Below are 14730 nucleotides of genomic sequence, written 5' to 3' on the forward strand. Positions count from 1 at the left end.
ATCCGGGGACGGTCGCGCCAATTGAAAGAGCTGTCCCGGATTGCGCTTCGCTCCATCCGGGCTACGAGCAAAGCCTCGCTATTTTCCAGCGAGGCTGCGAACGTGCTTGATAATTCCGGAAAAATCCACCCCGCCGTGCCCGGCTGCGTCGAAAGACTGATAGATCTCCTGCGCATGCTTGCCGAGCGGCGTCGCCGCACCCGCAGCCTTCGCGGCGTCCTGCGCCAGCGTCAGGTCCTTCACCATCAGCGCCGAGGCAAATCCCGGCTTGTAGTCGTTGTTGGCCGGCGAGGTCGGCACCGGGCCCGGCACCGGGCAATAGGTCGTCAGCGACCAGCACTGGCCCGACGAGGTCGAGGCGACGTCGAACAACGCCTGATGCGAGAGCCCGAGCTTCTCAGCCAATGCAAACGCCTCGCTGACCGCGATCATGGAAATGCCGAGGATCATGTTGTTGCAGATCTTTGCGGCCTGCCCTGCGCCGGCGCCGCCGCAATGCACGATCTTCTTGCCCATCTTCTCCAGCACGGGCTTCGCCGCCGCGAACGCACTCTCCTCGCCGCCGCACATGAAGGTGAGCGTCGCCCCCTTGGCGCCACCCGTGCCGCCGGAGACCGGCGCGTCGACCGAGAGCACGCCGTACTTGGCGGCCAACGTATGCGCCTGCCGCGCGCTCTCGACGTCGATGGTGGAGCTGTCGATGATCAGCGCCCCCTTGGCCATGGCAGGAACGACCTCGTTCCAGACGGAGAGCACGTGCTTGCCGGCCGGCAGCATGGTGACGACGACGTCCGCGCCCTTCACAGCACCCGCAGCGCTGTCGGCAATGCTGGCGCCGTCGGCCTTGGCTTGCGCGCGCGAGGCCTCGACGAGGTCGAAGGCGACGACCTTGTGGCTGGCCTTGACCAGGTTGGCGGCCATCGGGCCGCCCATATTGCCGAGACCGATGAATGCGATCGTGGCCATTGTCGTTTCCTCCGCTTGAGATGTCTCGCTGATTATAGATCGAAGAAATTAGGCACAATTGGCGGCTTTGGGGTCACCTCTCCCCAACGGGGAGAGGTCGGATTGCGCCTGGCGATGCGCAGCATCGTCCAGAGCAATCCGGGTGAGGGGCCGCCGCACCCAGTGACACTGTAGCCCCTCACCCGGATCGCATCTCTTGATGCGATCCGACCTCTCCCTACGGGAGAGGTGATCCGAGTCCTTGGCTGCATCCACATACTAGTTGAACTTCAGCTCGTCGGCGCCGATTTCGGCGAAATATGGCGCCAGCATCTGCGGCGTCACGTCCTCGATGCGCGGCGGCGACCACGACGGATTGCGATCCTTGTCGATCACCGCGGCGCGCACGCCCTCGCGGAAATCGTCGCTGCGGAAGACCTCCAGCGCGGCGCGATATTCGCGCACCAGGCACTCTTCAAGGCTCGATGATTTGCGCGCGAGCCGCAGCAGGTTCAGCGTCACCACCATGCCGCGCGGCGATTTTTCGTTGAGCGTCTTCAATGTCGTCAGAGCGAATTCGGAGCCGTCGCGCTTGAGCGCTGCGAAGATGTCCTCCATGCGGTCGAAGCCAAACAATGCGTCGATAGTCGGCTCTTTTGCGGCGACCGGGCCTGCGGTTTCACCGGTCGAAAAACCGTTGATGAGCTTGCTGACGTCGGCGGCGGTCGCGCCCGAGTGCAGCTTCGTCAGGGCTTCGCGCAGCTCCGGCAGCCTCACGGCCGGCACGACCCAGTCGGCGAACTTCGCATGGATCGCATCCGGCCCGTTCATGGTCTGGCCGGTCAGCCCGAAATAGGTGCCGATCTCGCCCGGCGAATGCGACAACAAAAAGGTGCCGCCGACATCCGGGAAGAAGCCGAGCCCAACCTCGGGCATCGCCAGCTTGGTGCGATCGGTGACGACGCGGTGGCTGGCATGGGCTGACAAACCGACGCCACCACCCATCACGATGCCGTCCATGAACGCCACATACGGCTTCGGGAATTTCTTGATCCGGGCGTTGAGGATGTATTCCTCGCGCCACAGGATCTTGCCGAGATCCCCATTGACCTTGGAGCTTTCCCAGAGCGTGCGAATGTCGCCGCCGGCGCACAGGCCACGCTCGCCGGCACCTTCCAGCAGGATCACGGCGATGCCCGGATCGGCCTTGAAGCGGTCGAGCGCCTTGTCGATGTCGCGAAACATCTCCAGCGTCACGGCGTTGAGCGCCTTCGGACGGTTGAGGCGGATCACGCCGGCTGCGCCCTCGACACGGGCGATCAGGTCGCCCTCTTCCACGCCGCTCATCGCGCGCCCTCGATCAGTTTGCGCGCCACGATGAGCCGCATGATTTCATTGGTGCCTTCGAGGATCTGGTGCACGCGCAAATCGCGCACGATCTTCTCGATGCCGTATTCGCTGAGGTAGCCGTAGCCGCCGTGAAGCTGCAGCGCATGGTTGGCGACCTCGAAGCCGACGTCAGTGCCAAACCGCTTGGCCATGGCACACAGCATGGTGGCGTCGGGGTCCTTGCGGTCGAGCGCCGCGGCGGCGCGCCACAAAAACGTGCGCGCGGCCTCGAGCTCGATCGCCATGTCGGCAAGGCGGAATTGCAGCGCCTGGAATTCATCGAGGCGCTTTCCAAACGCCTTGCGCTCCTTCATGTAGGCGAGCGCCTTGTCGAGCGCTATTTGCGCACCACCGAGCGAGCACGCGGTGATGTTGAGGCGGCCGCCATCGAGGCCGGCCATCGCGATCTTGAAGCCGGCGCCCTCTTCACTGAGGCGGTTGGCGACCGGCACGCGGGCGTTCTCGAACATCACGGCGCGGGTCGGCTGCGCGTTCCAGCCCATCTTGCGCTCATTGGCACCGAACGAGACGCCCGGCGTCTTGCCGTCGACGACGAGGGTCGAAATGCCGCCGGGACCATCGCCACCGGTCCTGACCATCGCGACCAGGAGGTCGGTGCCGCCGGCGCCCGAGATGAACTGCTTCTGGCCGTTGAGCACATAATGGTCACCATCGCGCACCGCGCGGGTGCGCAGCGCTGCCGCGTCCGAGCCGGCGCCCGGCTCCGTCAGGCAGTAGCTCGCGATCAGCTCCATGGTGCAGAGCTTTGGCAGCCATGTGTGGCGCTGGGTATCGCTGCCGAAGGCATCGATCATCCAGGACGCCATGTTGTGGATGGAGATGAAGGCCGAGGTGGTCGGGCAGCCCGTCGCAAGCGCCTCGAAGATCAGCGCCGCGTCGAACCGCGTCATGGCGGAGCCGCCGACATCGTCGCGGATATAGATGCCGCCCATGCCGAGCGTGGCGGCTTCGCGCATCACGTCGACCGGAAAATGCTTCTCCTCGTCCCAGCGTAACGCGTGCGGCGCAATCTTTTCCGCTGCAAACGCCAAAGCCATGTCGCGAATTGCGACCTGATCCTCGTTCAGAGCGAACTGCATGCTGCCGCCTAACCTTTCACTCCACCGTCATTGCGAGCGCAGCGAAGCACTCCAGCATCCCTCGGCAGAGACAGTCTGGATTGCTTCGTCGCACCAGCGCAAAATTGCTTCGCAATTTTGTCGCGGGCTCCTCGCAATGACGACTGGGCTACAGCCCTACTTCATCAGCGGGATCGAGAACTCCGCACCTTCCTTGACGCCGGACGGCCAGCGCGAGGTTACCGTCTTGGTCTTGGTGTAGAATCGAACCGAATCCGGACCGTGTTGGTTGAGATCGCCGAAGCCCGACTTCTTCCAGCCGCCGAAGGTGTAATAGGCGATCGGCACCGGGATCGGCACGTTGATGCCGACCATGCCGACGTTCACCTTGGCCGCGAAGTCGCGTGCGGCGTCGCCGTCGCGGGTGAAGATGGCCACGCCGTTGCCGTAATCATGATCTGACGGCAACGCCAGCGCTTCCTTGTAGTCGTGCGCACGCACGACGGAGAGCACCGGGCCAAAGATCTCTTCCTTGTAGATCCGCATGTCCTTGGTGACGTTGTCGAACAGCGAACCGCCGAGATAGAAGCCCTTCTCGTAGCCCTGCATCTTGAAGCCGCGGCCGTCGACGGCGAGCGTCGCGCCTTCTTTGATGCCGATGTCGATGTAGCTCTTGACCTTCTCGACCGCCTCGCGCGTGACCAGCGGACCGTAGTCGGCCGACGGGTCGATCGAGGTGCCGATCTTGAGGCTCTCGACGCGCGGGATCAGCTTTTCCATCAGACGGTCGGCGGCGGTCTTGCCGACGGGAACGGCGACGGAAATAGCCATGCAGCGCTCGCCGGCGGAGCCGTAGCCGGCGCCGATCAAGGCATCGACCGTCTGGTCCATGTCGGCATCGGGCATCACGATGGCGTGGTTCTTGGCGCCGCCGAAGCACTGGCAGCGCTTGCCGGTCTGCGCTGCGCGTTCGTAGATATACTGCGCAATCGGCGTGGAGCCGACGAAGCCGATCGCCTTGATATCGGGGTCGTCGAGGATGGCGTCGACCGCTTCCTTGTCGCCGTTGACGACGTTGAGGATGCCGGCCGGCAGGCCCGCCTCCATCATCAGCTCGGCGAGCTTCATCGGCACGCCGGGATCGCGCTCCGACGGCTTGAGGATGAAGGCGTTGCCGCAGGCGATCGCAGGTGCAAATTTCCACATCGGAATCATCGCCGGGAAATTGAACGGCGTGATGCCGGCGACGACACCGAGCGGCTGGCGCATGGAATAGATGTCGATGCCGGGGCCGGCGCCCTCGGTGTATTCGCCCTTCATCAGGTGCGGAATGCCGCAGGCGAACTCGGCGACCTCAAGGCCGCGCTGGATGTCGCCCTTGGCGTCAGGAACGGTCTTGCCATGCTCGCGCGCCAGCAGCTCGGCGAGTTGGTCGTAGTCGCGTTGCACCAGCTCCAGAAACTTCATCATGACGCGGGCGCGGCGCTGCGGGTTGGTCGCGGCCCACTCCGGCTGTGCGGCGCGGGCGTTCTCGACGGCGGCGCGAACCTCGGCCTTGGACGCCAGCGCGACCTTGGCCTGGACGTCACCGGTCATCGGCTCGAAAACGTCGGCGGTGCGGCCTGAGGTGCCCTTGACCTCCTTGCCACCGATGAAATGTCCGATTGAACGCATGGAATGATCTCCTTCAGGCTCAGCTGATCGCTTTGACAAATCCTATCGACCTGCATTTTATAGGATTCAAGTCTGAGATAATGCACCATAGATGTGCGAAAATGCTGGATCAAGGCGCTATCGACTGGGACGACTTTCGCTTCGTGCTGGCCATCGTGCGGGGCGGCTCGGTGTCGGCTGCGGCAAAACAGCTCGGGGTCGACCATGCGACGGTGATCCGCCGCGTCGATCGGCTGGAGAAGCACCTCTCGGCCAAGCTGTTTGACCGGCGCAAGACCGGCTACCTCCTCACCGAGGCCGGCCAGCGCGTCGCCGACAGCGCGGAAGCCATGGAATCCACCATCGTCGCCAACCAGGAGCAGGTCGGTGGCTCCGTGGCACGGCTGACCGGCACGGTGCGGATCGGCGCACCCGACGGTTTCGGCACCGCCTTCCTGGCGCCGCGGCTCGCCCCCTTTGCCGACCGCTACCCCGATCTCGACCTGCAACTTGTCGCCACGGCGCGGCTGTTCAGCCTCTCCAAGCGCGAGGCCGACATCGCCATCAGCCTGACCATGCCCAAGGAAGGCCGCATCGTCGGCCGCAAGCTGCTCGACTACCGCCTCGGGCTCTATGCCGCGCCTGCCTATCTCGACCGCTTCCCAGAGATCGCCTCGCGGCAGGACCTGCCGCAGCACCGCTTCGTCGGTTACATCGAGGAATTGCTGTTCACGCCGGAGCTCGACTATCTGCCTCAGGTGTCGCCGAAGATTTCCGCACGTTTCCGCAGTGCCAATCTGATCGCGCAGCTCAATGCCACGCTCTCGGGTTTCGGCATCGCGGTGCTGCCGCACTTCATGGCGACCGACTATCCGCAGCTCGTTCCGGTGCTGCCGGAGGAGATCTCGATTACGCGCACGTTCTGGATGCTGATGCACGCCGACAGCAAGGACCTCGCGCGGATCAGGGCCGTGGCGGATTACATCAGCGAGATCGTGGAGCGCGAGCGGGCGTTATTTGCGGGACGATAACGCCGCTGTCGTAGGGTGGGCAAAGCGACGAGACGCGCAAATGCGCGGCTCGTGGCGTGCCCACCACTTCTGCTGCAATCGTGGAGAGATGGTGGGCACGGCGCTGACGCGCCTTTGCCCACCCTACGGCACCTAGTTCTTCGTCTTCTTCACCGCCGACACCTTCGGCTCGCGCTTCGCGCCGTCGAGCGCGCTATCCCGGCCCGCCTTCAGCACCTCGTCCGACAGCTCGCTTGAGCCCGCGATGCGCGCCAGCAGCATGGTGCCGGCCATCGTGGCGAGTGTCGCAATCGCCTGTTTTCGCGCGGCCTTCCGCGGCATGTTCGGGATATAGTCGGTCATCATCTCGATCATCTCGTCGAGCTTGCCGGCAAAGGCCTTGCGCGTCTTTGGGCTCTCGCGGGCGATCTCGGCGCCGAGCGAGGGGATCGAGCAGCCATGACCTGGATTGTCGCGATGCAGCGCGGAGAGATAGCTCTCGGCGATCAGCGCCAACCGCTTTTCAGGAGCGGCCTCGCCGGTGAGCTTGCGCCAATGGTCCATCGAGCGATCCATGGCGTAGGCGAAGGCCTCGATCACCAGCGCCTCGCGGGAATCGAAATGCGCGTAGAAGCCGCCGTGGGTCAGGCCCGCCTCTTTCATAAGGTCGGCGACGCCGATGCCGTGGGCGCCCTTTTCGCGCAGCCGCACGGAGGCCTTCTTCACGATGCGATCGTGGGTTTCCTGCTTGTGTTCCCGGGAATAGCGCATGCGCATCTCATTGAATGTCGGAGATCATCTCATAACACGCAAATGCCGCGAACGGCGCATTAATTCGCAGTTAGATTGTTGCCGATCATAGAAAAGGTTGCAGTTGCATGCACCGCCAGCGCGCCCTTCCCGTCGCGAACGAAGCCTTCGGTATAGCTCGTCTGGCGCCCCAGCTTGATCACCTTGCCTTCGGCCGAGATCAGGCCCGAGCGGACGCAGGAAGGTCAGCTTCAGATCGAGGGTCACGGAGCCCTGCCCGACCTCCAGCCGGGTCGAGATCGCGCACCCCATGGCCGTATCCAACAACCCCGCGGCGGTCGCGCCGTGCAGGAGGCCGATGGTATTTTCGAGATCTTCATGCGGCTCCAGTTCCATGACGATCCGGCCTGGCTCGACCACGGCCATCGTGAAGCCGATCAGTTTTGCGAAGGGCGGCGGCGGCAGGCGGCCGTCGCGAATGCCCAGCATGGCGTCCATGCCCGACAGGCCCCTCACCACTTTCGCAACCGGCGCAGGCGCCTGCCAATCCACCACGCGCTCGCGCCGCTGGTCGGGCGAAAAAAGGTCAAGTTGATCGGCTTGGGTCATGACGGCCTCGTTATATGACATATATCATGCTATGCTACGGACTTCCCGCTGACAACTCCGGTCCGCCCGCTTGACAAGCCGGGCGTTTCGGCCCGGAAGTGGCTTCGACCCGGCGCCCTGCGCCTGCCACGAACCGTTCGGGATGCATGATGGAAATGCTCAATCACCACTGCGGCGTGACGCGTGACGCGCGCGGCGTCGTTCACGTCGCGATCTGCAACGCCGGCCCACTCAACATTCTTGGCTCGCCCGTGACCGATGCCGTGCGCGAAGGCTTGCAGCGGCTTGCCACCGACCGCAACATCCGCGTCGTGGTGCTGCGCGGCCAGAGCGAGAAGAGCATGATCGGCGGCGCCGACATCAAGGAGATGGCGAAGCTCGACCAGAAGTCGGCCGAAGCCTTCATCAGCCGCCTGCGCGATCTCTGTGAGGCCGTACGCGCCTTCCCGGCTCCGGTGATCGCGCGCATGCCCGGCTGGTGCCTCGGCGGCGGGCTCGAGGTCGCCGCCGCCTGCGACTTCCGCATCGCCGCGCATGATGCGCATTTCGGCATGCCCGAGGTGCGCGTCGGCATCCCCTCGGTGATCCATGCCGCGCTGCTGCCGCGCCTGATCGGCTGGGCCCGCGCGCGCTGGCTGGTGATGACGGCGGAGAACATCGACGCGCCGACGGCGCTGGCCTGGGGCATGGTCGATAAGGTGGCGCCGGAAGGCGGGCTGGATGCCGAGGTCGAGCACGTCGTGAAGGCGTTGCTCGAATGCGGCGCCGAGGCGCTGCGCTCGCAGAAGGCACTGCTGCGGCAATGGGAGGAGTTGCCGCTGACGGAGTCGGTGAATTTGAGCGTGAAGGTGTTCGGCGAGTCGTTCCTGACGGACGAGCCGACGCGGCTCATGCAGGCGTTTGTGAACAGGAAGCGGTGAGGCGTGGGTTCTGTAGTGAAGAAGCTCCCTCCAAGCCAAAGGTGTCATGCCCCGGCTTGACCGGGGCATCCAGTACGCCGCGGCTCCAGTTGCAAGAGCGAGTTCGCCAACACGGGTCTCTGGAATACTGGATTGCCCGCTTTCGCGGGCAATGACAGCGGAGTGTGAGGCGGTCACCGCCTACAACCGCAACTCCGTCACAACCACATCCTGCCTCACCCAATCGAACGACCAAATCTCATCCGAACCACGACAATTTCTCATCCCTGATGCGGTTGCATTTTTTGCGCCGCATCATATGATGATCATAATCTTATTTGTCACCACAGGGAGTTTGTCATGGCCGAAGCCGCCGATCCCGTCGTCATCATCTCCGCCGCCCGCACCCCGCTCGGCCGCTTCATGGGCGAATTGTCGCCGCTCCCCGCGCACAAGCTCGGATCGCACGTGATCGGCGTGGCGCTGGAGCGCGCAAAACTCGCGCCCGAGAAGGTCGACGAGGTCTTCATGGGCTGCGTGCTGCCGGCCGGTCAGGGCCAGGCTCCGGCACGCCAGGCCGCGCGCGCCGCCGGCCTGCCCGATGCCACTGGCGCCACCACCGTGAACAAGGTCTGCGGCTCCGGCATGAAAGCGACCATGCTGGCGCACGACATCATCCGCGCCGGGTCGGCCGACATCGTCGTTTCCGGCGGCATGGAGAGCATGAGCAACGCGCCGTATCTTTTGGCCAAGGCGCGCGGCGGCTACCGCGCCGGCCATGACCGCATCATCGACCATATGATGATGGACGGGCTGGAGGACGCTTACGAGACCGGCCGCTCCATGGGTGATTTCGGCGAGGCCACCGCGGAAGCCTACCAGTTCACCCGCAAGGACCAGGACGCCTACGCGATGGAGACACTCAGCCGCGCGCGCAAGGCCGTTGAGGGTGGCGCGTTCAAGGCCGAGATCGCACCGATTACGCTCACCGAGAAAGCGGGTCCCCGCGTCATCACCAACGACGAGCATCCGCTGAAGGTCGATCCCGCAAAAATCCCCGGCTTGAAGCCGGCGTTCCGCGCCAACGGCACCATCACGCCGGCTGCCTCCTCCGCCAATGCCGACGGCGCTGCCGCGCTGGTGCTGACCAAGCGCTCGCTCGCCGATCGGAGCGGCTTGCCGGTTCTGGCCGAGATCAAGGGCCACGCCACCCACAGCCAGGAGCCGCAATGGTTCACCACGGCACCGATCCCGGCGATCCGCAAGCTGCTCGACAAGGTCGGCTGGAGCGCAGGCGATGTCGATCTGTTCGAGATCAATGAGGCCTTCGCCGTGGTGGCGATGGCAGCGCAGCGCGATCTCGGCATTCCCCGCGACAGGCTCAACATCAACGGCGGCGCCTGCGCGCTCGGCCATCCCATCGGCGCGACAGGCGCGCGGCTGATCGTGACGCTGCTGCATGCGCTGGAGGCGCAGAACCTCAGGCGCGGCGTCGCGGCGCTCTGCATCGGCGGCGGCGAAGCCACGGCGATTGCGGTGGAGCGACTGGCGCACTGACGCGAGAAAGTCCGAAAACGAGGGAACTCCGTCATTTGCGACGAAGGCGTCCCGTGCCATCCTGCAAGCTGACACAGGTCTGTTGCGACCTGCCCATCAACGTTGAGGCCCAATGATCTCGAACTGGCTCGCGGCAGCACTTTCCCGCCGCAACATTCACTACGGTTGGGTGATGGTCGGCGTGACCTTCCTCGCCGCGCTGATCAGCGCCGGCACGGTCGGTGCGCCCGGCGTGTTCATCGTTCCCCTGCAAAAGGAGTTCGGCTGGAGCACGGCGGAGATTTCCTCCGCGCTATCGATCCGCTTCATCCTGTTCGGGCTGATGGCGCCGTTCGCGGCCGCCCTGCTCAACCGCTATGGCCTGCGCAACGTCACGCTCGCCGCGCAGCTGATCGTCGTGTCGGCGCTCGTGCTCTCGCTCGGCATGACCGAAGTCTGGCAGCTCGTCGCCTTGTGGGGCGTGGTGATCGGGATCGGCACGGGCATGACCGCGCTGGTGCTGGGCGCGACCATTGCCACGCGCTGGTTCGCCGCAAGACGCGGCCTCGTTGTCGGCATCATGACGGCGAGCGTCGCCACCGGCCAGCTCGTGTTCCTGCCGCTGCTCGCAAGCCTCACCGAGCGCTTCGGCTGGCGTCTCGCACTCGGCTTCGTCTGTATCATGCTCGGCGTCTCGGCCCTGGCAGTCCTGCTCGCGATGCGCGACCGGCCGAGCGATGTCGGCCTGCGCCCGTTCGGCGACGAAGGCACCGCGCCCCTGCCCGCTCTGCCCGTGAGCCATGGCTCGATCACGGGCGTTGCGCTCGGCACGCTGCGCGATGCCTCGAAGTCGACTGCGTTCTGGATCCTGTTTGCGACCTTCTTCGTCTGCGGCGCCTCAACCAATGGTCTCGTCCAGGTGCACCTGATCCCGATGTGCCTCGATTTCGGCATCCCGCAAGTGCAGGCCGCAAGCCTGTTAGCTGCGATGGGCATCTTCGATTTCTTCGGCACCATCATGTCGGGCTGGCTGTCGGACCGCTACGACAACCGCTGGCTCTTGTTCTGGTACTACGGGCTGCGCGGGCTCTCGCTGATCTTCCTGCCCTTCAGCGATTTCTCGTTCTACGGCCTGTCGGTGTTCGCGATGTTCTACGGACTCGACTGGATCGCCACGGTGCCGCCGACCGTGCGGCTCACAGCTCAAAAATTCGGACCCGAGCGCGCCAATCTGGTGTTCGGCTGGATCTTTGCCGGCCATCAGCTCGGTGCCGGTACTGCCGCCTTCGGTGCCGGTTTTTCGCGGACGGTCTATCAGAGCTATTTGCCCGCCTTCTTCATCGCCGGCGCACTCTGCGTGTTCGCTTCGCTGATCGTGCTGGCGCTGTCGCGGCAACCCAAGCCGAAGCCGCAAGCGGCGATGGCCTAGTACCTGATCGTGGTGGTGACGCCGAACACCGCGGCGTCACCGATCCACGAGATGCCGGTCGGATCGTTCGGGTTCGGCACGCCGCCAGAGGGGCGGAACACGTACTGAAAGTAAGGCGCGATCAGCCAGCCCGGCTTGACGTGCGCCTCGTAGATCATCTCGATCAGGGTCTCGTTGCTGCGCACCGGACTCTGGATGCCCGTGAAGGCCTGCGTGTCGAGATCGAGATTGCGGGCGGTGTTCGAAATCCGCATGTAGGCCATCGCCACGCCGAATCGGTCGAGCGGACGGCCAGGCGTGAAGCCGACGAAGCCGATGCCGCCGTCCATATACAGGTCGATCAGATTGCGGTCCGGCGGGCTGTAGGCGATGCGGCCGAACGCCGTGATGCCAGGGAGCGAGGCTGAGGTGCTCTTGTCCGTCACCTCGGCAGGACGATAAAGCACCTGCTCGATCACCGCGAAGATTCCGTAGTTGCCGCGAAGCTTTGCAGCAATACCGCTGCCGCTGGGATCGGCGATCGAGACGCCCTCGGCGGTAAAACGCTGGCTGTCGAACGGGCCATAGTGCTTCCAGGCGCCCGGTGTGAAATTGCCCGCGAGCGGACGGCCACCGACATCGATGTCGTAGGTGAAGCGGACCTGCCCGATCACCCAGGGCGGATCGTTGACACGAAACGCGAGGCCATGGTGGTCGCGCAATTGCGGATCGGCATCGCCCGGCCCCGAGGGATCGCCGTTGAACACCGCGCCGTAGGCCGTGATCTTGTCCGTCAGCGCCGCCTTGATGCGAATGCCGGGCACCGCGATCGGTGGCGCCGGGCCGCCGGCCGGAAGATTGGATGCCTTGATCGCCGGCCAGCCGAAGGTGCCGTTGATGAAGAGGTCGTCGGTCTGGCTGTCGAAGAACTCGACGTCCGCAGCCTGCTGGCCGGCCCTGATGTTCAGGCGATCATTGAAGAAACTCTGCTCGAAATACGCATTGTAGAGCCGCTGGTCCGGCAGCGCCTCGATCTCGCTGATGGTGGCGAGATTCATCACGTAGTTACGGGAGAGACCCTGGCCGTAGATCACGAGGGCATTGGCGTAGAAGCGGCCGCCGGTCCAGCCGACCAGCTTGTCGAGATCGGCATCGACCGACAGATCGAGACGGCCGAAATGGATGGCGCCGCGCTTCACGCCGCCGGAGACGTTGGCGATATTGTCGGCGATATAGGTGGCGCCGAAGTTCAGGCCCTTGTTGGCGAGGCCGTCATGCCATTCGTTGAACCATTTTGGAAACAGCCACTCGGCCGCGCTCTCGTCCTTGGCGCCGGCGAGGGCATTCGTGCTTATCGCCGTGCAGGCCAGCATAGTGGCGGCCGCGCCTCGCAACAGAGAGCTATGGGCAGTCACGATCACGGCGGATTCCGGCTGGCAGAGGCTACTTGAATATGCCCGTCCGCCGCATGAAGAAATAGGCCGCACCAACTGAAGAAGCCATCAAAACGGCCGCCCAGAGAAACCCGGTCTCGACCTCGGTGAGCGGCAGGCCCTTGGTGTTCATACCGAAGATGCCGGTGATCAGCGTCGGCGGCAGCAGCAGCGAGGTCACGATCGACAGCGTGTGGAGGTGGCGGTTGCTCTCCTCCTCGTTCTTGAAGCGCAACTCCTCTTCGAGCAGGCGGCTGCGCTCACGCAGCTCGACGATGTCGTGATCGAGCCCGTCCAGCCGCTGCGCCAGCCTGCCGGCGTGGATGCGCAAGGCTGGCGAGAGGTGGTCGGTGTTCTTCTGGTCGAGGCGGTGGAACAGCACGCGAAGGCCCGTGAGCTGACGATGCAGCCTCACGCAGGTCCGGCGCAGCCGACCGAGCTTGCGCCGCATCTCCGGCTTGCTATCGTCGGCGAGGATCCGCTCCTCGATGTCGTCGATCTCCTGCCCGAGCTTGTCGGCCATCCTGTCAAGCGTGTCGGCGACCTCGTCGACGATCTTTTCCAGGAGATGGGCGACATTGTCGATGCGATAGCCGCCTTCGAGCACGCGGCGCGTCGCGTCCGTCGAGCACAGCGCTTGATGGCGTCCGCTGACCAGGAGATGCTCGGTCATGGCGAAGCGCAGGAACGCGGTCTCTTCCGTCGCGCTGTCGATCTCGCGCACGAGGTCCGAGAACACGCCGTAGACGCAGTGATCGATGACGTGAAGCTGCTGGAACGTGTCGTTCGACAGCAGCAGCTCGCGCGCGAGCGGCGGCAATTGCGAGACCGCAATCCACGGCCTCACGCGCGCATCCGTCAGGTTGAAATGCAGCCAGAGCCGGCCGTCATGGCTGAACTCGATCGGCTGCTCGATCGGCAGCGCCTCAGTGCTGCCGTCGCTGTGCAGACGGAAGGCCCACACCAAGCCGGCAATGGCGGGTTCGGCATTCGTTATCGCGCTGACAAGCTTTGCCGGCTCAGCCATGGCCAATCCCAACCGTCAACAATGCCCCGTATCCGGAAGAAGGCTGACGGCATCTTCCGAACCCCGCGCGGCTACTCAATTACGGCTTTGTTACAGTTTGATGATGCAGAGCGATCGCCGCCCTACTCCGCGGCCAGCCGCGAGGGAGACGCCAAGGACCACGAGTTCTCGAGCACCTCGATGCGCGAACACTGGACAAGCGGCTACGAGGACACCAAGCGCACGCTGAAGCGGCGCGACTGGATCAGGATGCCGGACGAAGACATGGGTCTCGTGGTGCACGACGTGGACCGGGAGACGGAGAGCGCGTGAGAAGCCTCCCGGCGAGCGCTCAAACAAAAAGTGCGAAAACAACCCCATGCACAGTAGCCCGCAGCAGCCGGATCAATGACTTAGCCCGGTGCGTCTGTAACGCCGTTTGACACGTCGGGCAAAACAGGGCTATTATGCGATTATTCCGAATTAAAGTCACTTCGCTTCCTTGTTCAATTCGATCGCGACCTCCGACATCCAGGAGCCCGGTGCTTCCATCAGAAAGGATTGATGATTGCTCCTGGTCTGGATCGTCACCAGCGCAGCCACCGTGTTTCCCTCAATTCGCGCCTCGATCAGGCCGTCCTTGTTCGTGCCATAGACCTTGCCGCCCTGTCGGTATTCGCTCTCGAACCAGTTGCCGGAAAGCTCCGTCCCGCTCTGCTCGATGTTCGCGGACAGGACCATCTTGTACGCATCGCTTGCGCAGCGCAGATCAAGTGTCAGCGACTGTCCCGGCTTGGTAACGTTGTACGCCACTTTGCAGCGAACTTTCTCACGCGGACCGTCCGACGGCTTCATGGTGCCGATGCCCGACCATGCGCCCGCCAAACTGTCGAACACCGGCTCTGCGCACAATGGGCTGATGCCGATCAGCACGAGACAGGCCGCGCCAATACCCATGCGCGCCGCCGAAAACTTCAATAGCATTCTGCCAATCCTGATCCGTAAAGTCTGAG

The 14730-nt window shown here is 64.2% G+C and carries 13 protein-coding genes and 1 pseudogene; 5 read left to right on the forward strand and 9 right to left on the reverse strand.

The genetic code is table 11. From position 1 onward, the window contains the following. Window positions 1–78: 78 nt before the first annotated feature. The 4 genes from mmsB to BLV07_RS36935 all read right to left on the reverse strand — a co-directional run bounded on the left by mmsB (window position 79) and on the right by BLV07_RS36935 (window position 5087). On the reverse strand, window positions 79–966 hold the full coding sequence (gene mmsB, locus BLV07_RS36920; protein WP_091895825.1) for a 3-hydroxyisobutyrate dehydrogenase: 888 nt from the start codon (window positions 964–966) through the stop codon (window positions 79–81). Between the two features lie 258 nt (window positions 967–1224). Beyond that, window positions 1225–2292, reverse strand: a complete 1068-nt coding sequence (locus BLV07_RS36925) for an enoyl-CoA hydratase/isomerase family protein (protein ID WP_091895828.1) — start codon at window positions 2290–2292, stop codon at window positions 1225–1227. Further along, window positions 2289–3434, reverse strand: a complete 1146-nt coding sequence (locus BLV07_RS36930; RefSeq protein ID WP_091895831.1) for an isobutyryl-CoA dehydrogenase — start codon at window positions 3432–3434, stop codon at window positions 2289–2291. The genes BLV07_RS36925 and BLV07_RS36930 overlap by 4 nt, the downstream gene beginning before the upstream one ends. 156 nt (window positions 3435–3590) lie before the next feature. Beyond that, window positions 3591–5087, reverse strand: a complete 1497-nt coding sequence (locus tag BLV07_RS36935; protein ID WP_091895835.1) for a CoA-acylating methylmalonate-semialdehyde dehydrogenase — start codon at window positions 5085–5087, stop codon at window positions 3591–3593. 101 nt (window positions 5088–5188) lie between these two features. Here BLV07_RS36935 and BLV07_RS36940 point away from each other — a divergent pair, with 101 nt between their 5' ends. Then, complete coding sequence (locus BLV07_RS36940; RefSeq protein WP_091895838.1) at window positions 5189–6097, forward strand: LysR family transcriptional regulator; 909 nt, start codon at window positions 5189–5191, stop codon at window positions 6095–6097. Between the two features lie 132 nt (window positions 6098–6229). Here the strand turns inward: BLV07_RS36940 and BLV07_RS36945 are convergent, their stop codons facing one another. Further along, window positions 6230–6847 carry a TetR/AcrR family transcriptional regulator gene (locus BLV07_RS36945; protein WP_091895914.1) on the reverse strand — a complete coding sequence of 206 codons (618 nt, stop codon included), beginning with the start codon at window positions 6845–6847 and terminating at the stop codon, window positions 6230–6232. Window positions 6848–6906: 59 nt separating this feature from the next. After that, a pseudogene (locus BLV07_RS36950) lies at window positions 6907–7435 on the reverse strand (PaaI family thioesterase). Window positions 7436–7584: 149 nt separating this feature from the next. Here BLV07_RS36950 and BLV07_RS36955 point away from each other — a divergent pair. From BLV07_RS36955 to BLV07_RS36965, 3 genes are all read left to right on the forward strand, one after another. Beyond that, a complete protein-coding gene (locus BLV07_RS36955) occupies window positions 7585–8355 on the forward strand; it encodes an enoyl-CoA hydratase (RefSeq protein ID WP_091895843.1) in 771 nt (256 codons plus the stop codon). A gap of 339 nt (window positions 8356–8694) precedes the next feature. Further along, window positions 8695–9891 (forward strand): acetyl-CoA C-acyltransferase, encoded by a 1197-nt coding sequence (locus BLV07_RS36960; protein WP_091895846.1) that lies wholly within the window; start codon window positions 8695–8697, stop codon window positions 9889–9891. A 112-nt stretch (window positions 9892–10003) separates the two neighbouring features. Beyond that, window positions 10004–11299 (forward strand): MFS transporter, encoded by a 1296-nt coding sequence (locus tag BLV07_RS36965; RefSeq protein WP_091895849.1) that lies wholly within the window; start codon window positions 10004–10006, stop codon window positions 11297–11299. Here the strand turns inward: BLV07_RS36965 and BLV07_RS36970 are convergent. Together BLV07_RS36970 and BLV07_RS36975 are read right to left on the reverse strand one after the other, a co-directional pair. Continuing rightward, window positions 11296–12651 carry a carbohydrate porin gene (locus BLV07_RS36970; protein ID WP_502690280.1) on the reverse strand — a complete coding sequence of 452 codons (1356 nt, stop codon included), beginning with the start codon at window positions 12649–12651 and terminating at the stop codon, window positions 11296–11298. The genes BLV07_RS36965 and BLV07_RS36970 overlap by 4 nt on opposite strands. A 70-nt stretch (window positions 12652–12721) precedes the next feature. Then, window positions 12722–13738, reverse strand: coding sequence for a transporter (locus BLV07_RS36975; protein ID WP_091895855.1), 1017 nt, complete (start codon window positions 13736–13738; stop codon window positions 12722–12724). A 21-nt stretch (window positions 13739–13759) separates the two neighbouring features. On the opposite strand from BLV07_RS36975, the gene BLV07_RS50470 reads away from it, so the two are divergent. Next, window positions 13760–14050, forward strand: a complete 291-nt coding sequence (locus tag BLV07_RS50470) for a DUF3734 domain-containing protein (protein WP_502690279.1) — start codon at window positions 13760–13762, stop codon at window positions 14048–14050. A gap of 156 nt (window positions 14051–14206) precedes the next feature. On the opposite strand, the gene BLV07_RS36985 is transcribed toward BLV07_RS50470, so the two are convergent. After that, entirely contained in the window at window positions 14207–14701 is a 495-nt protein-coding gene (locus BLV07_RS36985) for a hypothetical protein (RefSeq protein ID WP_091895858.1), read from the reverse strand. Window positions 14702–14730: the final 29 nt, after the last annotated feature.

Origin of the sequence: Bradyrhizobium sp. Rc2d, assembly GCF_900099855.1 — a bacterium.
GTDB lineage: Bacteria > Pseudomonadota > Alphaproteobacteria > Rhizobiales > Xanthobacteraceae > Bradyrhizobium.